Annotated in this window: 28 protein-coding genes, 1 tRNA gene and 2 pseudogenes; 20 read left to right on the top strand and 11 right to left on the bottom strand. The window is 52.7% G+C overall.

Annotated elements, in window-relative coordinates:
* Positions 1-393: 393 nt before the first annotated feature.
* The 3 genes from GQY55_RS05595 (at position 394) to GQY55_RS05585 (ending at position 4,690) form a co-directional block, all read left to right on the top strand.
* Positions 394-2,076: an FAD-dependent oxidoreductase gene (locus GQY55_RS05595; RefSeq protein WP_160039010.1), complete on the top strand. Its 1,683-nt coding sequence runs from the start codon at positions 394-396 to the stop codon at positions 2,074-2,076.
* A 189-nt stretch (positions 2,077-2,265) separates the two neighbouring features.
* Positions 2,266-2,898, top strand: a complete 633-nt coding sequence (locus tag GQY55_RS05590) for an NAD(P)-dependent oxidoreductase (protein ID WP_160039813.1) — start codon at positions 2,266-2,268, stop codon at positions 2,896-2,898.
* 169 nt (positions 2,899-3,067) lie between these two features.
* On the top strand, positions 3,068-4,690 hold the full coding sequence (locus tag GQY55_RS05585) for an NAD(P)H-hydrate dehydratase (RefSeq protein WP_160039008.1): 1,623 nt from the start codon (positions 3,068-3,070) through the stop codon (positions 4,688-4,690).
* A gap of 26 nt (positions 4,691-4,716) precedes the next feature.
* Here GQY55_RS05585 and GQY55_RS05580 read toward each other — a convergent pair whose 3' ends face one another.
* Positions 4,717-5,190 (bottom strand): hypothetical protein, encoded by a 474-nt coding sequence (locus tag GQY55_RS05580; protein WP_160039006.1) that lies wholly within the window; start codon positions 5,188-5,190, stop codon positions 4,717-4,719.
* Positions 5,191-5,490: 300 nt separating this feature from the next.
* On the opposite strand from GQY55_RS05580, the gene GQY55_RS05575 reads away from it, so the two are divergent.
* Positions 5,491-5,658 carry a hypothetical protein gene (locus GQY55_RS05575; RefSeq protein ID WP_160039004.1) on the top strand — a complete coding sequence of 56 codons (168 nt, stop codon included), beginning with the start codon at positions 5,491-5,493 and terminating at the stop codon, positions 5,656-5,658.
* A gap of 105 nt (positions 5,659-5,763) precedes the next feature.
* Here GQY55_RS05575 and GQY55_RS05570 read toward each other — a convergent pair whose 3' ends face one another.
* Both GQY55_RS05570 and serS read right to left on the bottom strand, forming a co-directional pair.
* Entirely contained in the window at positions 5,764-6,285 is a 522-nt protein-coding gene (locus GQY55_RS05570) for a DUF1572 family protein (RefSeq protein ID WP_160039003.1), read from the bottom strand.
* Between the two features lie 228 nt (positions 6,286-6,513).
* Positions 6,514-7,827, bottom strand: coding sequence for a serine--tRNA ligase (gene serS, locus GQY55_RS05565; protein WP_160039002.1), 1,314 nt, complete (start codon positions 7,825-7,827; stop codon positions 6,514-6,516).
* A gap of 504 nt (positions 7,828-8,331) precedes the next feature.
* Between serS and GQY55_RS05560 the strand changes: the two genes are divergently transcribed.
* From GQY55_RS05560 to GQY55_RS31240, 3 genes are all read left to right on the top strand, one after another.
* Positions 8,332-8,634, top strand: coding sequence for an MTH1187 family thiamine-binding protein (locus tag GQY55_RS05560; RefSeq protein WP_160039001.1), 303 nt, complete (start codon positions 8,332-8,334; stop codon positions 8,632-8,634).
* 97 nt (positions 8,635-8,731) lie between these two features.
* Positions 8,732-8,803, top strand: a tRNA-Thr gene (locus GQY55_RS05555).
* A gap of 411 nt (positions 8,804-9,214) precedes the next feature.
* A complete protein-coding gene (locus GQY55_RS31240; protein WP_212977366.1) occupies positions 9,215-9,331 on the top strand; it encodes a YjcZ family sporulation protein in 117 nt (38 codons plus the stop codon).
* A 99-nt stretch (positions 9,332-9,430) separates the two neighbouring features.
* On the opposite strand, the gene GQY55_RS05550 is transcribed toward GQY55_RS31240, so the two are convergent.
* From GQY55_RS05550 to GQY55_RS05535, 4 genes are all read right to left on the bottom strand, one after another.
* Positions 9,431-9,823, bottom strand: coding sequence for a YmaF family protein (locus tag GQY55_RS05550; protein WP_160039000.1), 393 nt, complete (start codon positions 9,821-9,823; stop codon positions 9,431-9,433).
* 202 nt (positions 9,824-10,025) lie between these two features.
* Complete coding sequence (locus GQY55_RS05545) at positions 10,026-11,327, bottom strand: IS1380 family transposase (RefSeq protein ID WP_160038999.1); 1,302 nt, start codon at positions 11,325-11,327, stop codon at positions 10,026-10,028.
* Positions 11,328-11,785: 458 nt separating this feature from the next.
* Entirely contained in the window at positions 11,786-12,958 is a 1,173-nt protein-coding gene (locus GQY55_RS05540) for an IS4 family transposase (RefSeq protein WP_236575439.1), read from the bottom strand.
* A 171-nt stretch (positions 12,959-13,129) separates the two neighbouring features.
* A complete protein-coding gene (locus GQY55_RS05535) occupies positions 13,130-13,939 on the bottom strand; it encodes an alpha/beta fold hydrolase (RefSeq protein ID WP_036715737.1) in 810 nt (269 codons plus the stop codon).
* A gap of 189 nt (positions 13,940-14,128) precedes the next feature.
* Here GQY55_RS05535 and GQY55_RS05530 point away from each other — a divergent pair, with 189 nt between their 5' ends.
* Both GQY55_RS05530 and GQY55_RS05525 read left to right on the top strand, forming a co-directional pair.
* Entirely contained in the window at positions 14,129-14,566 is a 438-nt protein-coding gene (locus GQY55_RS05530; protein WP_036715734.1) for an Rrf2 family transcriptional regulator, read from the top strand.
* A 192-nt stretch (positions 14,567-14,758) separates the two neighbouring features.
* Positions 14,759-14,842 (top strand): putative holin-like toxin, encoded by an 84-nt coding sequence (locus GQY55_RS05525; RefSeq protein WP_156124776.1) that lies wholly within the window; start codon positions 14,759-14,761, stop codon positions 14,840-14,842.
* Positions 14,843-15,594: 752 nt separating this feature from the next.
* Here GQY55_RS05525 and GQY55_RS05520 read toward each other — a convergent pair.
* Positions 15,595-16,896: an IS1380 family transposase gene (locus tag GQY55_RS05520; protein ID WP_160038997.1), complete on the bottom strand. Its 1,302-nt coding sequence runs from the start codon at positions 16,894-16,896 to the stop codon at positions 15,595-15,597.
* 269 nt (positions 16,897-17,165) lie between these two features.
* Between GQY55_RS05520 and GQY55_RS05515 the strand changes: the two genes are divergently transcribed.
* Together GQY55_RS05515 and atpF are read left to right on the top strand one after the other, a co-directional pair.
* Positions 17,166-17,405, top strand: a complete 240-nt coding sequence (locus GQY55_RS05515) for a hypothetical protein (protein WP_160038996.1) — start codon at positions 17,166-17,168, stop codon at positions 17,403-17,405.
* A 151-nt stretch (positions 17,406-17,556) separates the two neighbouring features.
* Entirely contained in the window at positions 17,557-17,997 is a 441-nt protein-coding gene (atpF, locus tag GQY55_RS05510; RefSeq protein WP_160038994.1) for a F0F1 ATP synthase subunit B, read from the top strand.
* Between the two features lie 82 nt (positions 17,998-18,079).
* Here the strand turns inward: atpF and GQY55_RS05505 are convergent, their stop codons facing one another.
* Positions 18,080-19,228 carry a hypothetical protein gene (locus GQY55_RS05505; RefSeq protein ID WP_160038992.1) on the bottom strand — a complete coding sequence of 383 codons (1,149 nt, stop codon included), beginning with the start codon at positions 19,226-19,228 and terminating at the stop codon, positions 18,080-18,082.
* A gap of 323 nt (positions 19,229-19,551) precedes the next feature.
* Between GQY55_RS05505 and GQY55_RS05500 the strand changes: the two genes are divergently transcribed.
* From GQY55_RS05500 to GQY55_RS05480, 5 genes and pseudogenes are all read left to right on the top strand, one after another.
* Complete coding sequence (locus tag GQY55_RS05500; protein WP_160038990.1) at positions 19,552-19,755, top strand: hypothetical protein; 204 nt, start codon at positions 19,552-19,554, stop codon at positions 19,753-19,755.
* 209 nt (positions 19,756-19,964) lie between these two features.
* Positions 19,965-20,113 (top strand): annotated as a pseudogene (locus GQY55_RS31235) (DUF523 domain-containing protein); the annotation flags it as partial.
* 112 nt (positions 20,114-20,225) lie between these two features.
* Entirely contained in the window at positions 20,226-20,510 is a 285-nt protein-coding gene (locus tag GQY55_RS05490) for a YolD-like family protein (RefSeq protein ID WP_236575438.1), read from the top strand.
* 145 nt (positions 20,511-20,655) lie between these two features.
* Positions 20,656-21,534, top strand: coding sequence for a hypothetical protein (locus GQY55_RS05485; protein ID WP_160038986.1), 879 nt, complete (start codon positions 20,656-20,658; stop codon positions 21,532-21,534).
* 630 nt (positions 21,535-22,164) lie between these two features.
* Positions 22,165-22,437 (top strand): annotated as a pseudogene (locus GQY55_RS05480) (SulP family inorganic anion transporter); the annotation flags it as partial.
* Between the two features lie 286 nt (positions 22,438-22,723).
* On the opposite strand, the gene GQY55_RS05475 reads toward GQY55_RS05480, so the two are convergent.
* Entirely contained in the window at positions 22,724-23,278 is a 555-nt protein-coding gene (locus GQY55_RS05475; RefSeq protein WP_160038984.1) for a GNAT family N-acetyltransferase, read from the bottom strand.
* 306 nt (positions 23,279-23,584) lie between these two features.
* Between GQY55_RS05475 and GQY55_RS31895 the strand changes: the two genes are divergently transcribed.
* The 3 genes from GQY55_RS31895 to GQY55_RS05465 all read left to right on the top strand — a co-directional run bounded on the left by GQY55_RS31895 (position 23,585) and on the right by GQY55_RS05465 (position 24,756).
* Positions 23,585-23,938 carry a glycoside hydrolase family 73 protein gene (locus tag GQY55_RS31895; RefSeq protein WP_328803725.1) on the top strand — a complete coding sequence of 118 codons (354 nt, stop codon included), beginning with the start codon at positions 23,585-23,587 and terminating at the stop codon, positions 23,936-23,938.
* Between the two features lie 13 nt (positions 23,939-23,951).
* Positions 23,952-24,260, top strand: a complete 309-nt coding sequence (locus tag GQY55_RS31890) for a hypothetical protein (RefSeq protein ID WP_328803724.1) — start codon at positions 23,952-23,954, stop codon at positions 24,258-24,260.
* A 127-nt stretch (positions 24,261-24,387) separates the two neighbouring features.
* Positions 24,388-24,756 (top strand): sensory rhodopsin transducer, encoded by a 369-nt coding sequence (locus GQY55_RS05465; protein ID WP_160038982.1) that lies wholly within the window; start codon positions 24,388-24,390, stop codon positions 24,754-24,756.
* A gap of 94 nt (positions 24,757-24,850) precedes the next feature.
* Here GQY55_RS05465 and GQY55_RS05460 read toward each other — a convergent pair whose 3' ends face one another.
* Positions 24,851-25,189 (bottom strand): L,D-transpeptidase, encoded by a 339-nt coding sequence (locus GQY55_RS05460; protein ID WP_160038980.1) that lies wholly within the window; start codon positions 25,187-25,189, stop codon positions 24,851-24,853.
* A 123-nt stretch (positions 25,190-25,312) separates the two neighbouring features.
* Here GQY55_RS05460 and GQY55_RS05455 point away from each other — a divergent pair, with 123 nt between their 5' ends.
* A complete protein-coding gene (locus GQY55_RS05455; RefSeq protein WP_160038978.1) occupies positions 25,313-26,302 on the top strand; it encodes a polysaccharide deacetylase family protein in 990 nt (329 codons plus the stop codon).
* Positions 26,303-26,442: the final 140 nt, after the last annotated feature.

The following is a 26,442-nucleotide window of genomic DNA, read 5'->3' as shown; positions in this document are numbered from 1 at the left end:
GGCTTCCGGAACAACAAAGGGGAGATCTCGGGAAGCTGAGATCGGACCGGTCATTCAAACCGGCCAGGCCATGCCCGGGAATAAGAGCCGCCTTAACGAGGGCAGGAAAAAAGCCGTTCGGGCCGTCATTGCTTATAAATAGGGATATTGCAATTTTCATTTGCGTGTTATAATAACAACAAGTTCATACGACGGTAGGAGACGTTTGAGAAAACCACGAACGCCCGCGCTTCGCATTTGATGCGAATGCCGCGGGATATTCGTGGTTTTTTTGCGATTATGGGTTATATAGTTGCAAGGGAAATGTGGAAATGTCCGCAAGATGCGGTCCGTCGTCTTTGAAGGTTTTGCCGGTCGATATTTTTCTTAACTTATGGAAAGAGGGGTTGCGGCATGAAGCATATGTTTTCCGGGATGAATCGCAGAAACAAGCTGGAGGAGATGGCAAACGGGGTCTATGACGTGCTGATCATAGGCGGCGGCATTACGGGCGCGGGCATTGCCTTGGACGCGCAGATGCGGGGCATGAAGACGGCGCTGATCGAGATGCAGGATTTTGCGGCGGGGACGTCCAGCCGGTCGACGAAGCTGGTTCATGGAGGGCTTCGCTATTTGAAGCAATTCGAGGTGAAAATGGTGGCGGAGGTCGGCAAGGAACGCGCCGTGGTATACGAAAACGGGCCGCATGTCACGACGCCGGAATGGATGCTGCTGCCGTTTTACGAAGGCGGCACGTTCGGGGCGGTCACGACGTCGGTCGGTCTGCGCGTATACGACTTCCTGGCCGGCGTCAAACGCGAAGAGCGGCGCAAGATGCTGAGCATAGAGGAAACGCTCGGTAAAGAGCCGCTTTTGCGGACGCAGGGTTTGAAAGGCGGCGGCTATTACGTGGAATACCGGACGGATGACGCGCGCCTCACGATCGAAGTGATGAAAAAAGCGGTGGAAGCCGGAGCGGACGCCGTCAATTATACGAAAGCGGAGGAGCTTTTATACGATGGCGGGAAGCTGGTCGGAGTGAAGGCCAGGGACGTCATCGATGGAGGAGAATACCGCATTCGGGCCCGGAAAATCGTCAATGCAACGGGGCCTTGGGTCGATACGCTGCGGGAGCTTGACCGGTCCAAGTCCGGCAAAACGCTCCGCCTGACCAAGGGCGTGCATCTTGTATTCGACGGCGTCCGCTTCCCGCTCCGGCAGGCCATCTACTTCGATACGGCGGACGGAAGGATGGTGTTCGCCATCCCCCGCGACGGGAAAACGTATGTAGGCACGACCGATACCGACTACGTCGGCGATACGGTTCATCCGCGGGCGACTTCCGGAGACAGGGATTACCTGTTGGCAGCCTGCAATCATATATTTCCGGAGCTTCGGCTCACGGCATCGGATATTGAATCGAGCTGGGCGGGGCTGCGCCCGCTGATTTACGAGGAAGGCAAAGCGCCTTCGGAAGTATCGAGACGGGACGAAATTTTCGTTTCGCCTTCGGGAATGCTTACGATCGCCGGCGGCAAGCTGACAGGGTACCGGAAGATGGCCGAAACGATCACGGATCTTCTCGCCGGGAAGCTTCAGGCCGAAGGATACGGACCGTTCGCCCCGTGCGCGACGCGGAGGCAGCCTATTTCCGGCGGCGATGTGGGCGGCTCGCACCGTTTTCCCGATTTTGTCCGGCAAATGACGGAAAGGGGCGAGCGCGCCGGGCTCTCGAAGGAAACCGCCAAACGCCTTGCCATCCGCTACGGCTCGAATGTTCCGGCCGTGTTTGACCGGGTTCAATCTAGGGCAAAGAACGGAACGGACCATGGGTTATCCGCGGAGGTGGAGGCGATGCTCAAGTACGGGATCGAAGAGGAGATGGTGGCGAAACCGGTGGATTTTTTCATCCGGCGGACCGGAGCCGTGTTTTTCGACATCGCCTGGGTGCGGCAGTGGAAGGAACCCGTCATTCGATTCATGGCAGAGCGTCTCGGTTACAGCGAAGAACGGGTGCGGGACTACGCGGAGGAGCTGGAGCTGGAACTGAGGGCGGCCGTCATGCCTGCCGAAGAACTGGAGCCGGTGCATTCTTAATATAAAGAAAGGCGCGGCGGGATGAACCGCCGCGCTTTTATTTTAAAGACCCATGGGCATGATCGGCCATTTGAGGGTAATATAGGAGTAGCGCGTATGGCGGGCAGACTGGGTCCGCCGTGCCGCTCTAAACCAAACAAAGCAAATCGAAACGAAGGAGATTACTTCATGACAGAAACCATTCATCCCATGAATATAACGATATTCGGAGCTACCGGCAAAATCGGGCAGGCTTTGCTGAAGGAGGCGCTGAACCGCGAACATGACGTGACGGCCGTCGTACGCGACGTTTCGCGTTTGCAAATGGAGCATGAGCGTCTGCATCCCGTCATCGGGGATCTATTGGACCCGGATTCGGTTGCGGAGCACTGCAAGGGGCGCGAAGCGGTCATCAGCGCTTACGGTCCGCAAGCAGGCGACGAGGAGGAAATGCTGGAGGCGGCGCGTTCCTTGGTCGAAGGCGTACGTCGGTCGGGGACGAAACGGCTGCTGGTGGTAGGCGGAGCAGGCAGCCTGATCACTGATGACGGCGTGCGGCTGATGGATACGCCGACGTTCCCGGAGGAGCTGTATTTCTTGGCGAAAGCGCATGCCGACGCTTACGGCATTTACAGCGGGTCCGATCTCGACTGGACGTACCTCAGCCCCGCAGCGGTGCTGGAGGAAGGCCCGCGCAGCGGGAACTTCCGAATCGGCATCGACCGGCTGATTACGGATGAGGCGGGCAGCAGCCGGATTACGATCGCCGATTTGGCCGCGGCGCTCGTGGACGAACTGGAGGATCCTTATTTCGTCCGTTCCCGGTTTACGGTCGCGTATTAAGCTGAAGCCGTCGTATAAAGCTTCACCATACCGGGAGTCTTACTCTTGGATGGATGTTTGTTCAAGATTAGCAAGCGAATGATGAGATTGAGAGACCGGTGTCCGCCGAATCCTCTACGCATCGTAATGATGCCGCTTTGCGGACGCCGTTAAAGGAGGTAATGCCAACATGCATATCGTGACTTCAGCCCAGATGTGGGAGCTGGACCGACGCACGATCGAAGAGGTCGGAATTCCTTCCACGGCGCTGATGGAAAACGCGGGCAAAGCGATCGCGGAGGAAGTGGTTCGCCTGTGCCGCGAACGCCGGCAAGCCCAAACGGATGGACATGGGGCAGCCGGCTTCGGCGATGCGGCGGGGAACGCGGGACGCATCCGGGGCGATGCGGCTTTAGCGCTGGAACGGCCGGAGCGCGAGCATTGGCTGATTCTCGCCGGCAAAGGCAACAACGGCGGCGACGGCCTCGTGGCCGCGCGATATTTGCGCGAGGCGGGCATCCGCGTGACGGTGGCGTATGCCCTGCCGCCGGAACAACTGCAAGGGGATGCCGCCCTGCAGCGGGACGCCGCCGCGGCCATTGGCATCCCCTTGCTTGTCCACGGGCGCGACGCCGTGGACTATGCCGGATGCACGGGCATCGTCGATGCCCTGCTCGGGACCGGCGCCCATGGCGAGCCGCGGGGCGCGTACGCGGACATGATTGCCGCGGCGAATGCCAGCGGCAAACCGATCGTGTCGGCGGACATCCCCAGCGGGCTGAACGCCGACACGGGGGAAGTAAGCCGGCCGTGCATCGCGGCGCGGCTGACGGTTTGCCTCGCGTTCCTGAAGCGAGGCTTGACGCAGTACCCCGGCGCGGAAGCGGCCGGGGAGGTGGTGGTGCGCTCCATCGGCATCCCCTCGGAGCTGTGCGGTCAGCTGGAAGGGGGCGCCTTCCTGCTGACCGAAGCGGTGCTGCGCGGCCGCTTGCGCGTAGACACGGCGCGCCGCCGCTCGCCGGACGGCCACAAAGGCACATACGGCCACGTGCTTGTGGCGGCCGGCAGCCCGCGCATGAGCGGCGCGGGCCTGCTGTGCAGCCGGGCCGCTCTGCGCGCGGGCAGCGGCCTCGTTACCTGGGCGCTGCCCGCGACGCTGCTGCCGCATATGGCCGGCGCAGCGCCGGAAATCATGCTGGCCCCCGCCGGCTCCGGGGACTGGGACGAGGCTTCCGCCGAGGCGGTGCTTCAGCTTGCCGCAAGCCGCAGCGTGCTGGCCGTCGGCCCGGGACTGGGGCGGTTTGACGGCGACGGGCGCTGGCTGCGGCATATTTGGGAGCAGTCCGAATGTCCGCTCGTCGTGGACGGCGACGCGCTGAATATGCTGGCGGACTGCGCGGAATTCCCATCCTGGCGGGCAAGGAAGGCGGATACGGTGCTGACGCCGCATCCGGGAGAAATGGCCCGGCTGACCGGCTTGTCCGCGAAGGAAATCCAGCGGGACCGGATCGGGGCCGCAGCCCGTTATGCGGCGGCCCATCGGGTAACGCTGGTGCTTAAGGGCGCGCGAACGGTCATCGCCGCTCCGGACGGCACTGCGTACGTGAATACGACGGGCCATCCGGGCATGGCGACGGCAGGCGCGGGCGACGTGCTGACAGGTATCATCGCCGGCCTGTTGGCCCAAGGATTAAGCGGCGTTCAGGCTGCCGCTTACGGGGTTTTCCTGCATGGTCTTGCAGGGGAAGCCGCAGCCGTTCTCCGCGGCCATCCGTCCTCCCTGATCGCGGGAGACTTGATCGAGGCGCTGTGACCGCTTGCTGCGAAAGCCGTTTCAAATCACATCAGAAACAGGCAGACAAGCGGAACGACAAGCGCAAAAAAGGGCGTAAGCAGGGAGCGGTCGGAGAAAATCCGCTTCCCCAGGAAAAAAACAAGCACCGTGCAAACGCCGGCCGCCGCCGCAATTTCCCGATACCCGTCAAATTCGGGCATTTTGGCGAACAGGCAGTAAAAGGAGGCATAAGCGGCGGCCGCGTACAAGGCGGCCTGTTTTAATCCATTCAGCGGCGGGAGCAGAGCCAGCACTGCATCGGAAGCGATGGAGATCAGCATCGCGTAGCTGTACACCCAGATTTCGGGCGAAATGGCCGTGTCGGGATCGGCTGCGTACCAGGGCGTTTCCGGGACGGGAAGCACCCGGGAAATGAGCGTCAGCATAAGCAGGGTCAATCCCGCGGAAGCCAGCTTGTTCATCGTATATTTTCCCGACTTCAGCCGGGCATGGATATAGGAATAATCCGGTTTCATCATTCGGTTCGCTCCTTGCCCATAGTCATCCTTGCAGGATCCGCAAATCCTCATGGTACAGCATAGTCATCGGCTGCGGGAAAGGTTACATGACGTTTCGGCTCATCATTTTTATTTGCATGGAGCAGAGAAAAATGAATACTTCAGGATCGGGTTACGGCCTGAGTATGTATTTATTCTGCGAGGCATCTGCTTTTTGGCTTGTTTTGCAGGCATAGAAAGCTTCGGAATAAGCTGTTTCATAAGGAGTGAAACGATGGAGAAGTTCGTGATTGGCGCCTCTTTTTTATGGGGGCGGGGCTGGTGCTTTTTGCGGTATATGTTCTATCGGGCGGTTTTATGGAAATCGTGCTGATCGCAGGCTTAAGTCTTGTTATCGCCATGCTTGGCGTCATTCTGATCAACCAGCGCCGGGAGCTGGATGCCCGAAAAAGAGCCGAAAAACGTCGGGAATTAAACCGCGGCATGTAAAGAAGACAGCCTCCCGTGAAACCCGGTACGGAAGGCTGCTTTATGGGAACATTCAAACTTGTGAGACCAATGCCCGCGAAATGGGGCCGAAAGGATGCCTCATGATCATTTCTTTCGCTTCGGTATGGTGAGCGTCTGCCAATCATCGCCTTGAATCATTTTGGCAATGTATATGATTTGGCCGATATGGTAGGAATAATGGGACATCTGGCGTTCGATGGCTTCAAGGACCGAGTGGGGCTGCTGCCGGATATAAACCGTCTTCAGCAGGTCTTCGCTTTTCAGTTCCGATAACGCCTGCAAAAATACGTCCCAGCCCCGGTTCCATACGGAGAGGAGATCTTCCTTGGACGCAATCGTGCCTTCGAATTCCTCATCCCGTTCACGCCATTCTTTTTCGCCGTCCGTTGTCAGGAAGTCCGTCCAGCGCGAGATCATGTTGCCGCTGACATGCTTGACGATGATGGCGATGCTGTTGGATTCTTCGCCCGGCGTCCAGTTCAGCTTGGCATCGTCCGCGATTTGGGCTACGGCTTTTTCGGCCGATTGTTTAAGCTCTTTGAATCTTCCGATCGCGACCTGAAGATAAAGGGTTCCCGTATCCTGCGCTTGCGTAGGATTTTCCATTCAAAACACCTCCAATTGATTATCCACTTAGGCGAATCCCTCATGATGCCTGACATTTTGTACAACCAGTATATTTCTATAAGATGGGCGCTGCAAATAAAAGGAAGCGCCGCTTGCGGTTTATGTTCGCATGCCGACGTTTTCGGCCCCGGGCAGACGCTCTCCACCTTTTGCGTAATCCGAAAATGAACTGCATCCTTCGCGCAGCAGCGTGCCATGGAGATTGATTTATTCACCTGTGCCCATATATTCCTTTGCTTCTTGCGGCGGGATCAGCCGTTCCATGCCGCCCATATACGGCCGGAGCGCTTGAGGGATATATATGCTGCCGTCCGCCTGCTGATGATTTTCCAGGACCGGGATCAAAATTCGCGGCGATGCCACGGCGGTGTTGTTCAACGTATGGCAGAAGCGGAGGCTGCCGTCTTCGTCGCGGTAACGGATGTTCGAACGGCGCGCCTGAAAGTCCAGCAGGTTCGACGACGAATGCGTTTCGCCGTAAGCCCCGCGGCTTGGCATCCAGGTTTCGATATCGTATTGTTTATAGGTTTTTTGCGACATATCGCCGGTGCATACGGCCATGACGCGATATGGAAGTTCCAGCAGCCGCAGGATGGCCTCCGCGTGGCCGGTGATTTCCTGCAAAACCGCCTCCGATACGTCGGGATCGTTTTTGCAGAGGACGACCTGTTCGACTTTGGCGAACTGATGGACCCGGTACAGCCCCCTCACGTCCCGGCCCGCCGAGCCGACCTCGCGCCGGTAGCAGGCCGACATGCCTGCCAGCCGGATCGGCTCTTCGACGTCGACGATTTCGTCGCCGTAATACGACACCAGCGATACCTCCGACGTGCCGACGAGGTATTTTCCTTCGTCCGTGATTTCATAGGTCTGATCCTGGCCGGTCGGGAAGAACCCGGTCCGGACCAAAGCCTCCGGCCGGACCATGACCGGGACGTCCATTGGCGTAAATCCGCGCGCCGCCAAAAAGTCGAGCGCCAGCCGCTGCACGGCGAGGTGAAGGTAAAGCCCGGCGCCTTTCAAATAATAGCTGCGCGTGCCGGCGGTTTTAACGCCGCGCGGAATGTCGAACAGCCCATGCATTTCGCCCAAAGCGACATGATCCAGCGGCTCGAAACTGAATGCGGTCGGTTCCCCGATGCGGCGGATTTCGACGTTGTCGCCGTCGTCCCTGCCGACGGGCGTGTCTTCCGACACGATATTCGGAACGAGCAGAAGCAGCTCCGATACCCGGGTTTCGGCTTTCTGCAGCTCGGCTTCAAGGTCGGCCAGCTTTTCGTTCATTTCCTTTACCTGTGCCATCAGCGGCTCGGCGGCTTCGCGTTTTCCCTGCTTCATCAGGGGTGCGACGTCTTTGCTTACCTGGTTTCGCCGTGTGCGGATCGCTTCCGTTTGCTGAAGCAGTTCCTTTCGCTTCGCATCCCAGGCGAGCAAATCTTCCACCCGGAAAGGGATGTTTTTGTTTGCCGCCGTTTGTTGCACCCGCTCCTGATTTTCGCGAATAAATTGCATGCTTAACATCGTTCATACAGCTCCTTTGTCCGAAAATGCAAAAAAGCGCCCTCATCCTTTGGGACGAGGAGCGCATGCTCGCGGTGCCACCCAAATTGACCGGCATGGCGCTTCTTCAAAGCGGCAGGGGCCGATCCCCTTTGGTTCCGCGGTAACGGACGGAAAGCCGGTTAACTTAGAGGGCGGGAGAGACCCCTGCCCCGGTCGAAAACGCCTCACAGTTGGATGCTGGTCATCGGCATAATGTCTGATGTTCGATTCTTGTCGCTAAGTATAACGTAATCTTTTTCCCCGCGCAATATACATCCAATGCTTTTTGGAGCAGAGGGCAACCTTGGCTGCAGGCCGAAACGGCTTGGGAAGGATTTTTTCGTTTGCAAGAGGCTGATTCGTTTTCCGTCAAAGAAAGGCTATTGAATTTTATGGCCGCTTTTTTCGCTTTTGCTATCTTTTCCCGAGTTGGATACAATAAGGGAGAGACGCGATCAAGTAAAGGATGGGGAGGAAAAACGAATGGCGATAGCGGAAGTGACGGTCATTCCGATCGGAACGGCCACCACCAGCCTGAGCGCTTACGTGGCGGAAATGCAAAAGGTGCTGGCGAACCAGCAGGGAATCAGCTATCAATTGACGTCGATGAGCACGATTATCGAAGGGCAGCTGGAGGACGTGTGGAAGGCCATTGCGGCACTGCATGAAGCGCCTTTCCTTTCCGGAGCGCAGCGGGTTTCGACATCGGTGAAAATCGACGACCGGCGCGACAAACCTTCCTCGAGCGAGCAGAAACTTCAATCGGTGCGGGCGAAGCTGCAATAGTGCCGTGACTTTTTCTTAGAAAACTGTTGCATTTTCCTGAAAAAGCTGTATAATATTTTTTGTGTCGTTTGATTCTTTGAATCAGACAACTTGTTAAGCTGGTGTAGCTCAGGGGTAGAGCAACGCACTCGTAATGCGTAGGTCGGGGGTTCAATTCCCTTCACCAGCATCCTTATGAAGCCTTATAGGGCGCGGGATTCCGAATTTCGGGAGCCGCGTCTTTTTTGTTGTATATACCGATCTTCTACCATTTCTCAAGCCCTTACTCGATCGATCGCATTAAAACTTTGGATTCGCCCTATGATTTAAGCTCCAGTGTCATTGAACTATTTTTATAGCCAATTAAAAACAATGGCATAGTATGAGTGTGAGTACAACAAATCCACTCATTTATAAAACCTCCGGATCCTTAAAAGGCCTTTCCTACAACGAAGCGTAGGCGGGGCCTTTTAAAATTCATAACTATTAGAAAATGAACAACGGCCTACCACCTTTTATTCAAATTTACCAAATTGTCCCTTACCAGCTACCGATTCATACATAAGATATAATGTATTCTAAATCAAGGAGGTAGTGTGGGATGAGCGAAGCTGTTGGAGGAGTAGGTTACGGTTATGGTGGTATGGGCACTAACATGGCAGCAATCTTGGTTCTCTTCATTTTGCTGGTCATCATAACGAAATCGTTCTTTTTCTAAGTAAATAACAGCCTGAAGACCCTGTGGTATATATACCATAGGGTCTTCATTATTTTGAGCAGGTGCATAGAAATCTTATAAACTTTTTAGGTATTTCTATCAGTATCCTTCTTCATTGCCTGTGTTCCCGCTATATCTGTGCGAATGCGGAATTCTTCCGTTTACCGTCGTGAAACCTTCGAAGTAGTGATAATGCCCTCCGTTAGGCAAAGGAATCGCGGGGCCTGTCGTTCCTTTGATTAAATGCGCGTGTTGGTCGTCAACTGTGGTTTCTACATAATAATTATGAACATGGGGAACGCCGCTTGGAGCAGGCTCCGTTTTTCCTGCATAGCGGTGAAAATGCCCGACATCGACGGAAGTCTGCCCTGAAAAGGGATGAACATGCATTTTGACCGGTCTTCCATCCCATGAGGTAATAAACAGGCTGTGATCATGCTCCGAGCCCGGGTCATTCGAATGGATCATAAATCCTGTGATCGGTATTTCCATACACATTAATCCTCCATGGTATATAATCCTGAATTTCGAAAGTGCATAAGATCAATGCAAGATGCTAAAGCAATGGCGACTTAAGAAGTGAAAAGGTGGGAGTTTCCCATGTTTTAGTGGAGACGGAAGCTTGCGGCAGATGGTCTTTCCCCCTCCCCAATGAAGAGGCAGTCCTGATTTCCATGTAAAATTTTGCTTATCATTATTCTAACTGCGCCACTCGAACCTCGATTCGTTTCCAGACATAACGGCTGGGAAAGTCCCTCGCAAGCTTGAGTAGGATAGAGCGACCATGCCGAATGAGCGTTGCGGCGCAATAAAAGAATTCCAGACGGAACCGGGCAATCGTATAGCCTTGATGGACTGGCTCACAGCAGTCACGTTTGAAGCGCTCGAACAAATTGTAGGCCAGCAGCTTGATCAGCAGATCCAGACCATTGGCTTTGAAATCACCTGTCGCAATGCGATCGATGGAAAACCCGTTCTTGGCTTCCTTAATGTAATTTTCCATGCAGCAGCGCTGATTGTAGAATCGCCACAAATCGATCGGTTCCCATTCCAGATTAGTCACCATGGCTTCGTACTGCCAGTCCGAATCGAATACAATGCGGCCTTGGCCCTCCTCGAACACTTGCGCCTTACGGATGATCGCTACACGACGCGCCTTGTTCCAGGAGGTCGCTTGGTAGATCAAGCAAATACCTTCGATGATCCACTCTTCGTCGACATATCGCGTCCAGTAACGACAAGCCCCAACTTCCTTGGCCAGCCGCTGGGTCCATTTCAGCTTGCCGACATAGCCGATGTGGTGCTGCTCCCACAAGCTGTAAAAATCTTCACCGCCAAAGCCTTTGTCGAACCTTGCGTACTTCACTTTGTGTTCGTCGAGCAGTCTAAAGGTTTGCCGCAGGAAGTCGGCCGCATCGGTGGAAGAGTGCGTATTGCCCGTTCGAAGCACGGCGTTCAAGTTTAGTCGGCTCTGGCCTTCAAAGGCAAGCAGGGGATGATAGCTCTTACGCCCGGGCTTGTGTGGATTTGTGCCTTTGGCCGCGCCGGACTGATCGCCATACACGGTCTCTACCGTGGAATCCAGATCGAGAATCAGCTCAGGTGGCAAGCAGGGTCGAATGATCTCTTGATTCAGCCTCCGCAGTTCGTTAACCAGAGAGGGACAGAAACGACCAAGCCGGATCAATTCCTTGTACAACAGACTGTGATGCGGGCAGCGGCCGCCGAGAAAGCGCCTCAGCAGCACGTCGCTTTGCAAACGACGGAAATGAAAAATCCGTTCGCAGCCAAGCATCCAGCCAACGATGAGATAGAGCAGAATACGGTAAACGGGGAAGAGGGAGTTGCGCGCTTTGCCGCCGGAGAGGCTGCACATCGCCTCCGGCAGTTTGATTTTTTCGAGAAAGGCCAGGAAGATTTTGATGCCGCCGCAGCTCGTTGCGTTTTGTAGTGAAAATTCTGTTTTAATTTTGCTGATCGTTGTGGTAGACTTCACCTATAAGGTGCTCCTCTCTTTGGGTGTAGTGTTCCAAGTAAACACCATTCTACCAAAGATTCGGAGCCCTTCTCATATTTTCAAGAAGCGATACTTTCGAAATTCAGGATCAACTCTCGTTCGTGATAAAAGATGGAAAAGTGAGTGTCATTTCTTTAATAAAAGATTTGGAAATGGCAAAATATTGAACTGGGTCAAAAGCTAACCCCTCTTTGCTGATGGAAGGGAGGGGTTAGTCCACTACTCTTGCAAAGAAGCTTCCATGTTACGGCAGCGGTTGAGAAACGGAGGCTAATGCTGCTTTTCTGACGAGGCAATGCAGCTTTGGGGTTGCCTTGAAAGAGTTCTCTGTAAATTCAGAAATTCATCTCACACGCGAACGACCAAAAACGGCAACGGCTCAGTAAAGGAGCTATAGGCATGTCAACAACTTCTAATTAATGTTAATTTCCCTAAACTTATTTAATTATGATTTGCGCCTGCTTCAGCTTCTTCGGATGCTTTCGCGGGCGCCCGCGTTTTCGCTTCTTCCGTCGTCCTCGACTGGTCCTGCTCGGGGTACGCTCCAACGCGGTCATCAAGTCTTCTACCGTCTCTCCGGCATAGGCATTCAAGTATCGTAGCAGTCGCCAACATGAACCCTTCGGTTGTTCGGTCAGCCGGATCAACTCGCACAACGCATGCGCGATGAGGGAAAGGTAGATCTGGTTCCACACTGCTGCAGGCTTGAAGCTGTAAAGCTTCTCCAATTTCACATGCTGTTTCAGCCACTTGAAGAACAACTCCACTTTCCACCGACAACGGTAGATTTCACTGATTTCCTTCGCCGTCAAATCGAAGCGTGTGGTGATGACGCGGATCCGGATCCTCTTCTTCGTCCTGCTGTCAACCGCCTCGTATTCCACCAATCGCACGTTAAACGCTTCGCCACTATTCGAATCCACCATCTCAACATCCGCATCCAAGCAGATCGGCGAATCGGCTTCAACCTCTCTCTTATGCAGGATACGGCACTTGTTGTCAGCCCGCAATCGCGCCACAAACGGTTGGCCAGCCTTTACCCATGCGAGAAAATGAGCGTAGTTGATATAGCCACGATCCATGATCAGCGTCTCCGTCGGATCTCCTACAAGCGCTAAAACCACTTCCGTGTTTAGATCGGCGATTTCGGCGGTGGAAAGTACAATGCGATCGGCGCACACATGGTGGTCAGCGGCAATGAGCAGGGACGCATGCATCTTGACTGCGTTCTGGCTCTTAGAGACGTACGCCCACTCCCCATGGACTTTGGGCAGTGAAATCTCGGTGGAGTCGATGGCTCGTAACTTGCCCAAGTTGCCGACACCCGACTTGAGTGCATAGTGCGACGCAATCTGCTGAACCAGCGCGGCGTAAATGACTTTCAGCACGTCTAACGGAACGGTTTGCAGTTTACGATTGAGCGAACTGGGATGGATGGATTCCAACTGAACAGCTTGTTGGAGCCACTTTTTCGAACGGAGGTTGGTTGCGATCTCCTCGACCGACCTACGCCCATTCATCGTAGCCTCCAGAAACAACAAGATGGTGTTGCCGATGTGCAGCTTTTTGGCATATCGATCGCTGAACAGATCATGATAATGAACATTCAACCAATGAAAGCATTGACGGAACACGGTATGAGTTGGTATAGTACCCATGGCTCGCCGTGGCGATCTTAAAGATACTGAAGTTTGACCATTTCAATCATGCGCCGGCCCCGATTGGCACGCCCACTATCTAGACTGCCGAGGGATAGATGCTTGCGCATTCCGCCTCAAAGGCTAACGGGCATCTTTTGACCGATTTAGTCCACTCATTTCAAGCTTGGCCAAAAAATTCGAGATTTCCGCACTGATTTGATCAGGCACTTCTAAAGGAGAAAGGTGGCCTGTTCGGGAAATGACGCGCAGCTCTGCCTGAGGTATGCGCGGCAGCAGTTCACTGTAAAGTGTTTCCAAGCGATCTACCGGATCAGATTCCCCGGCTAACACCAGCGTAGGGACTTCGATGTGCATCACTTCAGCAGATATATCTTCGAGCATTGCAATTTCAGGCCATGCCGCACGAGCCATAGGCGCACTTTTTTGCATATCTTCGAGCACCATCTCACGTACATTCTGTTCAAGAGGAAGTAAGGCAATATTGCTTAATGCAATTTCCGCACCTTCACGATTATCATAAAATTGAACCATCGCCTTTCTCATTTCTTGAGGCATATCTTGAGGGGTCGGTGGGGATGGCGCAACCAAAATCAATGCCTCCAGTCCGTCAGGCTGACGTGAAGCCAGTAGCTGTGCCGCTTTACCGCCCATTGAATGACCAATGATCACATAGCGTTTCAATCCGAGCTCCCGAATAAGCGCTTGTGCATCATCAGCCAAATCCTTAATGGTGTAAGAAGCGGCCGACTTTTCCGAATCCCCCCATCCGCGCTGGTCATAAGCTATGCAGTGATATTCTTCCTTCAGAACATCAGTAATTTTACCCCAAGTTCGTAATGATCCGCCATAATAATGCAAAAACACAAGAGAGAGGTCTCCTTGTCCGTTCTGTTCAACGTGAAGTTCTACCCCGTTAACACGATATTGCATTTAAACCACTCCTCGATTAGTATTAGTAACAGTTACTGTTACTTTTATAATGTAACGATTCCAATAATTTATGTCAAGTTTTTCCGTCCCTTTTTATTATAAATTTGATTTACTTGTCCAATATCAATACACTAAAAAATATGTTTAACTGCATACACTTGTCATTTTTAAGTAAGGAGGAACTCGCCAATGGCAAATAGAAGCCAACAGTTCTCGGTGGCCGTTCATATTTTATGTTTTCTTGAATTTAATAAAAATGATCGAACCACTTCCGAATTACTTGCGATGAGTGTGAACGCTAATTCGGCGGTTATTAGAAGAATCATGCAAAAGCTTACTAAAGCGGGGCTTATTACATCTACTCTCGGAACAAATGCAGCTATTACCCTTGTCAAGCAGGCAAATCAAATCACGTTATTGGATGTGTATCGAGCAACCTTAGAGAATAATCAAGATTTGTTTATCATTCATCAAGATACGAATCCGACTTGTCCGGTAGGAAGCAAAATACCGCATTTGCTGGATGGAGTTTACTCTAAAGTACAAGCGACTATGGAGAACGAATTATCGAGCATTACGATTGATCAGCTAGTCAAGAGCGGCATAGTCCAGGGAGGCAATCCATGAAGGAGGATTGTGACGGTTTTGAGCTCTCACCCTATTATGTTTCACCCCCAGACTGACACGGCTGCGCGATCCGTGTCCGCCGAACAGGCGATCCTTTCGCTATTATGTCGATTGTCGATATGCTATAATTGAAGGGCAATAGAATAGGCTTGCAAGGGCGGTCGGCTAGTCTCCCGGAAGGGAGGTGATGCCATGGAGGTATTTCAAGCGTTGCAATTAATGTTCCTGTTCGGAATGTTTATTCTGGCGCTGCTTGCCTACCTGAAAAAGAAATAGACCGCCCCGGGCAAAGGTAGCGGTCTATTTTGCTGCTTAACCTACACCAAGCTTACCGCCCTTAAAAGCGGCTATTACATCGGGAGTCGTGTTCGCTGCACGCTCCTTTTGCATTGTAAGCATTTCTTGAATCAAGTATACCACAAGGGGCACCAAATTATTAGTTTATTTCTATTTATATGCGGTCAACTAACACAGCGGTAGCGATTTAGCCGCGAACTTTGGCGGCTTATTGTTGCAATGCTCATGGGAGTTCCAACGTATGACAAGGGAAATGATAGCGGAAGTTCTATCGGACGCCAGGAAGGCAATCGTGAGCGCAAATGAAGCCGATAAGAAGGCGTTTTTTCAGTAGTTTAAAGTGATCTCGGTCAATGCCGTCGGCAAAAGGAACCGGCACGCAGGAGGTTCAGCATGCCGGTTACTACGGACGGAGCTTGTGCCTGGTCAGTCAAAATCGTACCTCTGCTCTTTAAAAGGATCTCCTTGCGTTGGGTACATGCCTATGTCCCAACAATAGGGGTTTTTTTATGGGTTTAACAGATAAACTGCATCAATTAAATACAGATATAGTAAACCTGAATTTCGAAAGCGCATAAGAATGCGGTGGCGATCATCCAGGAGCGGATCAACAACTGTGAATAAGTGGGAGTGGGACCAGCGAAATTTTGAAACCAATATCCACATGGGGATAACTCCCCCCTCTCCAGAAAAGGGGCATTGTTGTTTTCCATGTGAAATGTTGGAAGCCGTCACTCCAATTGAACCACTTTGGCTTCGATTCGTTTCCATGCATGACGACCGTCGAAATCCTTGATCAGCTTGAGCACGACCGCGCGACTATGCCGAACAAGCGTCGCCGCGCAATGAAAGAACTCCAGTCGGAATCTTGCAATCGTATAACCCTGATGCATCGGTTCGCAACAATCGCGCTTAAAGCGTTCGAACAAATTGTAGGCCAGCAACTTGATCAGCAGATCGACTTCATTCGCTTCAAAATCACTGGTCGCAATCCGGTCCATGGAAAAACCGTCTTTCGCCTCTTTGATGTAATTTTCCATGCAGCAACGCTGGTTGTAAAAGCGCCATAGGTCAATTGGTTCCCACTCCAGGTTGGTTACAATCGCTTCATACTGCCAGTCCTCGTCGAATACGATGCGGCCTTGACCGTCTTCGCAGACTTGCGTCTTACGAATGACCGCTACGCGACGGGGCTTTTTCCAGGAGGTCGCTTGGTAGATCAAGCAAATACCTTCGATGATCCACTCTTCGTCGACATATCGCGTCCAGTAACGACAAGCCCCAACTTCCTTGGCCAGCCGCTGGGTCCATTTCAGCTTGCCGACATAGCCGATGTGGTGCTGCTCCCACAAGCTGTAAAAATCTTCACCGCCAAAGCCTTTGTCGAACCTTGCGTACTTCACTTTGTGTTCGTCGAGCAGTCTAAAGGTTTGCCGCAGGAAGTCGGCCGCATCGGTGGAAGAGTGCGTATTGCCCGTTCGAAGCACGGCGTTCAAGTTTAGTCGGCTCTGGCCTTCAAAGGCAAGCAGGGGATGATAGCTCTTACGCCCGGGCTTGTGTGGATTTGTGCCTTTGGCCGCGCCGGACTGATCGCCATACACGGTCTCTACCGTGGAATCCAGATCGAGAATCAGCTCAGGTGGCAAGCAGGGTCGAATGATCTCTTGATTCAGCCTCCGCAGTTCGTTAACCAGAGAGGGACAGAAACGACCAAGCCGGATCAATTCCTTGTACAACAGACTGTGATGCGGGCAGCGGCCTCCCAGAAAACGACAAAGCAACACATCGTGCTGTAACTTGCGGAAATGAAAAATACGCCCGCAGCCCAGCATCCAGCCAACCATTAGATAGAGCAGGATGCGATGAACAGGAAAAATGGCGTTGTGCGCTTTGCCGCCGGAAAGGCGCTGCATGGCCTCGGCGAGCTTGATTTTTTCGAGATAGGCCAAAAAGATTTTGACGCCGCCGAAACTCGTGGCGTTCTGCAGCGAAAATTCGCTCTTGATTTTGCTGACCGGTGTGGTAGACTTCACCTAAAAGGTGCTCCTCTCTTTGGGTGATGTTGTCCTGGACAAACACCATTCTACCAAAGATTTGGAGCCCTTTTTATGTTTTTAATGTGCAGTACTTTCGAAATTCAGGATAATTTTAGATAAAAACCACTTTTAACCGGATTGGTAACAACTTGAAATGCCTAAGTTAACTTATGTGGATGGCTTGTTCCAATATGCACATGATTTTTTGTTCACGGGAATCAAAGGGAAGCGAATCCATTTGAAGGGGATATGGAGGAGATGTTTCAATGTTGACCATGATCGCTTATACGGCCTCGATGCTGTTATATGTAGGAATCATGATATATCGGATGGCTGCAAAGACGTTCTCGCGGTTCTTCAGGGAAGAAGTCGGCTTTGTTTTTATTTTTTTGATCCTAAGTGTGTCGGTACGTGTTCCTATCGCCATTCGGGCCACATATCTTTCTGCGGTGTTGTTGACTTTTGTTATCGGGTATATAAAAAACGGAAACATGCCCCGCGAATAAATTCACAAAAATTACAAATTTACACAATCGATCCTTTCCCTATCATTTGGCCTCTTATGGTATGTTAGAGAAGTCTCTAGACGAACCGCATCACGTCGCGCAGCTTGTATGTTCAAGAGATGAGAACTCGGCGGCAAAAGGAGCGGAAGCGATGAATTTTTTCAGCGTTACATCTTTACCATCGGCTGTGATGGCCTTCATTGCGTTTTTGATTTTGTACCTGTTGTTGAGCAAGTATGCGTTCGGGCCGCTGTATCGGGTGATGGAGCAAAGGGAAGCCCGGACAAAAGAGCAGCTTGATTCGGCGGATCGGCTTCGGGAGGAAATGCAAAGGCTTGAGGCGGAAAGAAAAGCCGTTTTGCAGGCTGCGGTTGAAAATGCCAATGACGCTGTTCGGCACACGATCCGTGAAAGCATGGCGCAGGCGGAGCAGGTCATCAAAGAGGCGAAAGAAGAGTCGAACCGCCATGTGGAAGAGGCATTGGCCGAACTGGAAGCGGAAAAGCGGAAAGCCATGGAAGCCATTCAAGGCGAAACGCAGGATCTTTCGAGCCGCATCGTAAAAAAACTTATTCCGGAACGGATTCATTAACGGTATAAAATACGCGAAAAAACGCAGGCCGAGGAGGGTTGATCCTTCCTCGTTCTGCGTTTTTTTTGAGTTAGGGAGCCGCTTATTTTTTCTGTACAGTGGATACGCTCATCAAAATGGCGTTGGTTGTGCCGCCGCCGACATTGTCAAAAGAGAAAAGGGAGGTTGGGAGTCCGACCATAGTAACTTCGTCGCCTTCCAAAATATCTCCCGTGGCATTCATGTACAAGCCGACAATGGAGTTGTCGTTTTCATCCCCGACATGGATGATGGCGATCGTTCCGATTTCCGTTTCCTCCTCTTCGATGTCGATGACCTGTCCGCTTACCTGCACCATTTTATCCAGATACGGGGTAATGTTTTTGAACAGATGGCGGGACGTGATGCTTGCATCGACCGATGCTTTGGCCGCCTTTTTGCTGTCTGCCGTCACGGCCGGGAACAGGTCTTTATGGCTTACGATGTAGTTATAAGTCTTTTCGGTCATTTCGCCGGCGTTATCCGTCACCGATGGAATGATCTGTACCATCACATCGGCCATTTGCGTTTGCCCTGAAGGCGTTTTGGCGGTCGTCTCTTGGACGGATGTTTTCTCCGTCCCGTTAGCGGCAAATGCTTTGCTGCTTAATTTAAAGGAATCGATCATCTTTTGGACGGCTTCTTTCCCGCCGTTATCATAAGACTCCTTCCCGTAAGAAATGGTCATCGTATAGGTAGAGTTGCCCGTAGGGACGATGTATTGCGTCAAAACGACCGGCACACCGGACTGCGCATTCGTATATTCGCCGACCAAAATCCCGCCTTTATTGGCAGCATCCGTATAGCTGATTTTTTTGAAATCTTTTATGGAAGCTGCCAGCGCGCCGCTTTCATATTGGGCAACGACTTGATCCGCGTTTTCTTTGGCCGTCAGCTTGGAATTGTCGGCGGCAACGTTCACGTTATCCGCAAAAGCCACCTTCGGGGCGGGATCTACATAAGCCGCTTTGATCGCGGGCTGGTTAAGCTGGGACAAATCGAAGGCTTGCCATGAAGCCGGGTACGAAAAGGCAAATTCCTCGGTTTCGGCGGTGGCCATCTTTTGTTCCTCCGGTTCCTTCGGTGTTTCCTTTGGAGCCTCCTGGGTAGCGGTTGTCTTCGTCTCTTCGGCCGGCGCTTTTTCTTTTTCCTTGGAGCCGCAGGCGGACAATACGAGAGCTAGGGAGAGCAGTAATACGATCGACTTTTTCAACTTGTTTTCATCCTTTTTGTCGACCCATCGGCTGGGAGATTGGCTTTATTCGTCATGTATCGAGCTTTTTGCTGCCGGTTTTCCGTCACCTCCTTGTTTGGCTGGGGCTTGAAGATCATAAGTGTCATCGGACTAATGATATAATTCAAGCATTTTCGTCATTCTTTTTGACTATTTTTACGAAATGTGGAAGGGTTGGTTTCAATAAATTTTGGGTGATTGCATGTGCCGGATTCTTTATCCTCCAACCCGTGTATATAAGAAGAGAAGGAATGGGGAATACTTCCATGATAGGGCAGTCAATTTCTGGAGGTGGAAACATTTTGAGCGAAAGCAGCATTACGATTCATTTTGTAGGCGGGGAGTCATTAAACATTATTTCAGGCGACATTCCGGGGATTATTGCCAGGCTGAAAAGCGAGGAGTGGGTGGTGCTGAACGAACATCACGTGCAAACCTCGAGCATTTCTTTTTTCAGCGTGTTCGAGCCGGGGTTTGAAAGGAAAAGCGAAAAGACGCTCCCCTAAGGGGTTGGTGTTTGCCGATGATTTGAGAGAATGCCGGAAAACGCGATAAGATCAACATATGAAGGCGAGGTTCGCAAAAAGGCGGACTTCGCTTTTTTTGTTTGCCGTGATCCGTCTCTTGGATTCGGGTTCATTGCTCAGGAATAAAACGTTGGGCGGCGACATGGGGATTCTGCTTCCTGTATAATAATCGGTATGAGGTGATTGGAATGATCGCAGTCAGCTCCTGTCTGGCAGGAATGAAAGTGAGATATAACGGAACGGGCGCCGACGTCTTGACGGACAAGCCCGGGTCATCGAAAAATCCGGACGGGACGTCAGCGATATGTACATTAAAGGCGCTTATGCGGCACTCCATCGGAGAAACGGATAACCCATCCTAGGGGAGGCATTTGGCATTGCCAAAAGGGAATCATTTAAGTTATAATGGGAACACTTGTTCTTGATTGATAAACGGGAGATGATTAATGATGGATAAACCGCATCGATCCGCAGTGATGGCCCCGGAACCGGATTCCAGGGAGGCGCTCGGCTCGCAACGGGAAATAACGGACTGGGCCGGGGTGGAACGCGAGCTTGCACGCTCGCTCGAAGAGCATGTCAAAATCGGTCTGACGGTCGATACGCCGAATGGAACCCGACGGCTGCGCGGTTTCGTGACCGTCATCAATACCTATTTGAAGGAAATCAAACTCCGCGAGGAAGATGACTGGCAGTGGATCCGATTCGAGGATATCCGGGCCGTACATATTTGACATCCGGGCGAACCCTCCGATACAAGCATCGCGCCCCGACCAAAGTCCAGGAGAAGACCCGTCTTTGGCTCGGCGCGCGTTGTCCCTCCACCCCGTATAATGGGTACCAGAAATAACCAGCGGGAATCGGAAGGGGACCTATTTAATGAAGAGATCATACCGATGGGCCATTGCTGCGGCGATGGTGTCCGTTCTGCTTTTGGCGGGCTGCGACACCGTTCACGAAGCCGCGCAAACGGTCAAGAAGGACATCCAGGAAGTGGCGGCAGCCGCAGGAGATTCGGTGGGAAATGCCGCGGCCGGCGCCGCGGAACGATTAAAGCGGGAGGGCGAACCGGTTGAGCTTTCCGCCGAAGGGGAAGCTCGCGCCGATACGGTATTGCATATCGACCACCGGGTCGGAAACATCCGCCTTGCGGCTGGAGACGGAGACGCCGTAAAGGTAAAGACGACCATTTGGTTTTTGAAGGAGCGATCTTCTTACCGGAACTTGAGCGAACAAGCAGTCACGTCCTTGATTCCAAAGGACGGCCAGCTGGAGCTCATCACAAGCTCCAAAGAAGACACCGGCCGAAATCTATGGGACTGGGCCGACTCCAAATACGGGTATTCCGATTTCATCATCGATTATGATATCGAGCTTCCTGCAACGGTTGCGGGAATCGACGTCGCGAGCGACGTCGGGGAAATAAGCGTGGACGGCTTTCGGGGAACCTACCGGATCCATAGCGACGTGGGGAATATTGTCGTGAAGGAGGGCCGGATCGCGGGAACGTCTGATATCGGGTCCAATGCCGGAAGCGTGGAGCTTCGGTTGAACGGGATCGAGGAAGGCGGAGGCCTGACGGCCCGGACCGATGTCGGGAGCATCCGCGCCGCCTTTGCCGATTCGATGAAATACACGCTGAAGGCGGAAAGCGAGCTTGGGGCATTGTCCGGCGTCTCGAACGGCGAACACGAGATCAACGGAGGAGGTCCGCCGATCACCCTGTCGACTTCCGTCGGACCCATAAACGTAGAGTAAAACAGCAAACGTGTTGTGATATCTTCACCGGGGAGCCACCCCCGTACCTTTAAACGGTACGGGGGTGGCTTTTTTCGGCTATGAGGCTTAGTTCATGCCAGGCAGCCTTAGCGCGTGCAGTCAATGCGCATGCCGATTCCGTCATCGCTAAGTCGCCGCTTCTCCTGCAAACATTAAATAGCAGCGCACTCTATTTTCATATTGAATCGCTTGTTTGCGAGATGCACCCATGCAAAAAGCCTGCGGATGAGCGGGGGCCGCAGGCTTTTTGCCAAGTAAGGGGAGTGATGGGTGAAGCATGAGGGTTGGCGGGAAACGAAGATGCAAGGAACATCCTCGTTTCTAGTAATATACTATTCAGAAGCTGTGAGATGTTTCGTGATAGAAACAGCAGGTAAAACGCTCATTTATTGCCGTAAGAAATCGCTAATAATATGGAGCATTCGGCATTACTGGAGAGAAAATAAGGATTTGGACCGTTTACATGGCGTTTTGGGACCGCTCTATTTTATGTTTATAATGTTGACCAGTGAAAATCGGACCTGGGCGAATCTGAGAGTGGGGAGCTATTATTTTTAACTAGACTTTGGACATGTTCGGATGCTTGCTTTAAAAAAATAGATAGGAGGAATTAAAGGGCAGGGCCTTGCCAATATTGTTTCGGGGTTTTTCGGCGGGATGGCCGGCTGCGCGATGATCGGACAGACCGTCATCAACGTGAAATCCGGCGGACGGTCCCGCCTTTCGACCCTGGTTGCGGGCAACTTTCTGCTGTTCCTCATTATTGCGCTGGGCAGCGTGGTCAAGGTAATTCCGATGGCGGCACTCGTGGGCGGGATGATCATGGTGTCGGTCGGCACGTTCGATTGGAACTCCTTGCGTACGCTGCATAAGGTGCCGCTCGGCGGCAAACGCCCTTTCCAAAGTGGTCGACAAATACGCTGCTCTTGGCAAACGGGTTACCGTTCAAGGGTTGAATGAAGAAAGCCGGATTATGCTGGACAAAATCGGGCGTACGCTGGATTCGTCCGGCTACTGAGTGAATAACGGGAAAGGCGGCTTCCATTGCGGATGCCGCCTTTTTTTATCGATAACAATGCATCATTTCCGAAGTTCCCTGCAAAAACCTGGACCGCCTTCGAAGCGGGGCCAATCTGTGGGATTCATTTCGTTTCGGAGACTTTGAACGTCAGGCTTCCGAGGGGACCTGCTTTTCATAGAGATTAAACGGCGCATCCGGAGCGGAGCCCCGGGATTCGAAGCCCGCTCCGCTATACAGTCTGTTCAACGCGGGCACCGATGCGATGCAGTCCAAACGGATCCGGTCCTTATGCGGGAAACGGATGCCGTTTACGGCCCAGTTCAAAATGGCGCTTCCGAGCTGCCGCCCCGCAAAAGCGCGGTCAATGCAAAGGCGGTGCAAATAAACCGCGGATTCATGTCCTTCGTTGCCCCATAGCGCACGATCCCATGCGCTCGAATGCTGCTGAAGAATCACCATGCCCGCAAGGGCGTCGCCCTGTTTGAAAATAAACACGTCGCCGCGGTCGACCGCCTCGGCGACTCCGTGGCGGTCTTCCCCGGCAAGCAGCTCATGCCACTGCTTTGAGCCTTTGCTTTGCAGCCAGGCCGCGGCCTGCACCATCAGGCTGTTGACCGCCATTTTGTCTTCGGGACGGGCCTGGGCGGCAAAGATTCCCGGCAGGACTTCTTCACGGATGATTTGGCATTTCGAATCGTTCATATCATGTTTTCCCCTTCCAAAGCCATATGATGATCATGTATACCCCGGACTTCCATATTTCAAGGTTATGGTTTCTGTTAATCTTAAAAAAGTTTGCAGGCTTGTGCAAGTGTCGCCCGATGGTTGGATCACGGCGTGTTCCGTGCCGCTGCCGTATTCGGGTGCTCCTCCCGAATACGGAAAACGGGCTTGCTCAAGATTCCCGACAGGGATGGCCGTACAGGCAGACCGGAGCCGCTTGGCATGGAATGGTATAAGGACTGTTGCGCTTTATGCTCGTCCATTGCGGAAAGGGGGTGCCTTTAGGTGAAACAGGAAAATTTCATCGCCAAAATCGCTCCGCTCGCGGTTGCGGACCAATCGAAGACGGGGGTCCCGGCTTCCCTGACGATCGCTCAGGCGGCGCTTGAGTCCTCGTGGGGGGAAAGCCGCTTGGCCGCGCAAGCGAATAACTTGTTCGGAATCAAAGGTGAAGGGCCGGCAGGAAGCATCCGCATGCAGACCTCGGAATATGTCAGGGGCGCTTGGACGCAAATTTTCGCCTATTTCCGCATGTACCACAACTGGGAGGAGTCCATACAGGACCATTCCCGGCTGATCGCCAACGGCCCGGCCGGTGGCGAAGGCCGGCTATGCAACCGATCCGCAATATGCGGATAAACTGGTTCAAATCATGGACAAGTACGGTTTGTACCCATATGATGCCAAGGGAAAGGAAGCTGAGCCGATGACCAATGAAGAAAAAGCGGCCTTCGAGGCGCTGCAGGCGACGGTTGCCCAACAGGCGGCTTGGATCAAGCGGCAGGAAAGTCTGCTGAGTATGCCTTGTCCGGTTTGGGCGCAGGAAGCCTACGACTTTTACAAGCCTTATATATCCGACGAGAAGGGGAGTTACGATTTTTGGCGCCAGCTCGTGATCCAATACCGGCATGAAAAAGGGATTCTGGTCAATGGACCGAAAGACTCGGGAAGCACGAAATGACGACTTGCCGAAGCTTTTTTTACGGAAAGGGAAGGGAAACCGGTTTGATTCGCAGAATGTGTAAAGCGACGAAGGGGAACGACTGTCTTTGCATGTTCAATATGTAATGGAAGCGGAGGAACCGATCATGTCCAATGGCGAATTGCAGTGGATCATCCCGGACGGATACATTCCGCCGGATAGCAGCGGGCAGTTGGAGAGCCATGAATCGATATGCGTGCTTAATTTGAACGGGGAAGAAGTCACGGTCACCGTCAACGCTTTTTTTGAGGACCGGGAGCCCTTGTTGGGAATGAAGACGACGGTTGAAGGCCGGCGCACGAAGCATATTCGGACCGCGTCGCTGCAGGCGGAAGGACGTTTCATTCCGAAAGGCGTTCCATATGCGATGGAAGTCGTTAGCAGCGGCCCGGTGTACGTGCAGTACAGCAGGCTGGATTCCACGCAGGCGGAAAACGCGCTGATGAGCGTCATGGCATTTCCGGTAAAAGAGTAGTCCATAAGAAGCGAAAATGAAACCCTGCTGAGAAACGCCCGTTTCCTGCAGGGTTTTGTTGTCGCGGAGCCCTCAAGCTCCGGTTCCGGGCCTGCTACGGCCGGATCGTCACGCGGGTGCCGACCGGCACGTAAGACGATAGATCAAGCACGTCCTCGTTGTACATCCGAATGCAGCCGTGAGACACCTCGTGCCCGATCGAAGAGGGGTTGTTGGTTCCGTGTATGCCGTAATGGGGTTTGGAAAGGCCCATCCATAAAGCGCCGAACGGCCCGCCGGGATGAAGCTGCTTGTTGATGATCGTAAATTCGCCCGTGGGGGTGCTGGTTACCATTTTGCCGATGCCCACGGGGTAGGATTTGACGACTTGGTCTCCGTCCAAAAGATAAAGCGTGCGATCCGAAAGGTCGACGATGATCCGATAATCCGGCATTTGCATCACTCCTTGTTTTCAGAGTATGTTTATAATACAGGGAATGCACCTCCCGACAACGCGAAATATTCGGAAATCGGACGATTTTGCCCATGAATCGTTATAAAGGAGTTCAAGGAAGTCATGCATCGAAAAAAAATGCTCTCATACGGCACTTTCGGCATCTTGTTGTTGATCGCATCGTTGTTTCTTTGGCGGGAGGGGCCTTATGTTTACCACCCTGCACGAACCCATGTAAAAGGGGAGGCAGGAGGGGCGCGCGTACACGGATTCTTTTCCACCCGGCCGACGCCAAATGCCATATATTACAAAAATAAAGTCATCGTCCTGATGTACCATGACGTACAGCCCCATCCGACCAACGCCAAAAGCCTGGATACGGCCGTTTTCAAACAGCAGCTCGACGCGATGAAAGCCAACGGCTTCCACTGGATCACGATGGAGCAGTATGCGGATTTTATTACGAAGCGGCGTCCCGTACCGAATAATGCGGTGCTTTTGACGTTTGACGACGGTTATGAGACGTTTTACAAATACGTGTATCCGATTTTGGAGGAATATCACGCGCCCGCTACCAATTTCCTGATCGTCGCGACCATAGGCAACCCGAAGCATCCCGGGCTTCCCAAGCTGAATTGGCAGCAGGTGCAGGCCATGCATCGGACGGGATTCATCGATTTTTACAGCCATACCTACGATTCCCATGCTTACGGTTATATTCGTATGACCGGCAAAAACAAGGATCGGGCCGAACCGATGCTGATGGGTCCGGAGGACAACAAGACGCTGCGCCGGGTGGAGACGAACGAAGATTACGTTCGGAGAGTCACGCGGGATTTGGCCTTGTCCGATCAAATTTTGCGGGAGAAACTCGGAAATACGCGAAACATTTTGGCGTTTCCGTATGGCGGATATTCGAAACCGGTGATCGACATCTGCCATAAGCTAGGCATTCAGGTGACGTTTTCCGTCAAGACGGGAATCAACAGCCCCGGCCAATATATCGGGTACCGCGTCAACGCGGGGGGCATGGACAACAATCCGATCGCCCTTCTGGAATACATGAAGCGGGGCGCTCCGATCAAAACGCCGATCAAAGGCTACAACATATGAAATGGACGAACCCCCGAAGGGCTGCGGTGAGCAGCTCCCGGGGGTTCTATGTGTTGTCTGGCGCAGCATGACGCCATCTATTTAACCCCTGACAGTCCGAAAAAGCCAGACTGCAGCCGGTTCCTTTAGTCTTGTCGGTA

The organism is Paenibacillus sp. USDA918EY, assembly GCF_009870825.1.
GTDB classification, from domain to species: Bacteria; Bacillota; Bacilli; order Paenibacillales; family Paenibacillaceae; genus Paenibacillus_AQ; species Paenibacillus_AQ albilobatus.
This window is presented reverse-complemented; position numbering and strand designations above follow the sequence as displayed.

Bases quoted from the DNA above. Each gene is read 5' to 3' on its own strand.
- GQY55_RS05550 (WP_160039000.1), bottom strand. From the start codon at position 9,823: ATGGAAATACCGATCACAGGATTTATGATCCATTCGAATGACCCGGGC.
- GQY55_RS05590 (WP_160039813.1), top strand. From the start codon at position 2,266: ATGAATATAACGATATTCGGAGCTACCGGCAAAATCGGGCAGGCTTTG.
- GQY55_RS05570 (WP_160039003.1), bottom strand. From the start codon at position 6,285: ATGGAAAATCCTACGCAAGCGCAGGATACGGGAACCCTTTATCTTCAG.
- GQY55_RS05535 (WP_036715737.1), bottom strand. From the start codon at position 13,939: ATGCAATATCGTGTTAACGGGGTAGAACTTCACGTTGAACAGAACGGA.
- atpF (WP_160038994.1), top strand. From the start codon at position 17,557: ATGAATTTTTTCAGCGTTACATCTTTACCATCGGCTGTGATGGCCTTC.
- GQY55_RS05465 (WP_160038982.1), top strand. From the start codon at position 24,388: ATGTCCAATGGCGAATTGCAGTGGATCATCCCGGACGGATACATTCCG.
- GQY55_RS05530 (WP_036715734.1), top strand. From the start codon at position 14,129: ATGGCAAATAGAAGCCAACAGTTCTCGGTGGCCGTTCATATTTTATGT.
- GQY55_RS05525 (WP_156124776.1), top strand. From the start codon at position 14,759: ATGGAGGTATTTCAAGCGTTGCAATTAATGTTCCTGTTCGGAATGTTT.
- GQY55_RS05460 (WP_160038980.1), bottom strand. From the start codon at position 25,189: ATGCCGGATTATCGGATCATCGTCGACCTTTCGGATCGCACGCTTTAT.
- GQY55_RS31240 (WP_212977366.1), top strand. From the start codon at position 9,215: ATGAGCGAAGCTGTTGGAGGAGTAGGTTACGGTTATGGTGGTATGGGC.
- GQY55_RS05560 (WP_160039001.1), top strand. From the start codon at position 8,332: ATGGCGATAGCGGAAGTGACGGTCATTCCGATCGGAACGGCCACCACC.
- serS (WP_160039002.1), bottom strand. From the start codon at position 7,827: ATGTTAAGCATGCAATTTATTCGCGAAAATCAGGAGCGGGTGCAACAA.
- GQY55_RS05475 (WP_160038984.1), bottom strand. From the start codon at position 23,278: ATGAACGATTCGAAATGCCAAATCATCCGTGAAGAAGTCCTGCCGGGA.
- GQY55_RS05580 (WP_160039006.1), bottom strand. From the start codon at position 5,190: ATGATGAAACCGGATTATTCCTATATCCATGCCCGGCTGAAGTCGGGA.
- GQY55_RS05490 (WP_236575438.1), top strand. From the start codon at position 20,226: ATGGATAAACCGCATCGATCCGCAGTGATGGCCCCGGAACCGGATTCC.
- GQY55_RS05515 (WP_160038996.1), top strand. From the start codon at position 17,166: ATGTTGACCATGATCGCTTATACGGCCTCGATGCTGTTATATGTAGGA.
- GQY55_RS05455 (WP_160038978.1), top strand. From the start codon at position 25,313: ATGCATCGAAAAAAAATGCTCTCATACGGCACTTTCGGCATCTTGTTG.
- GQY55_RS05585 (WP_160039008.1), top strand. From the start codon at position 3,068: ATGCATATCGTGACTTCAGCCCAGATGTGGGAGCTGGACCGACGCACG.
- GQY55_RS31890 (WP_328803724.1), top strand. From the start codon at position 23,952: ATGGACAAGTACGGTTTGTACCCATATGATGCCAAGGGAAAGGAAGCT.
- GQY55_RS05595 (WP_160039010.1), top strand. From the start codon at position 394: ATGAAGCATATGTTTTCCGGGATGAATCGCAGAAACAAGCTGGAGGAG.
- GQY55_RS05485 (WP_160038986.1), top strand. From the start codon at position 20,656: ATGAAGAGATCATACCGATGGGCCATTGCTGCGGCGATGGTGTCCGTT.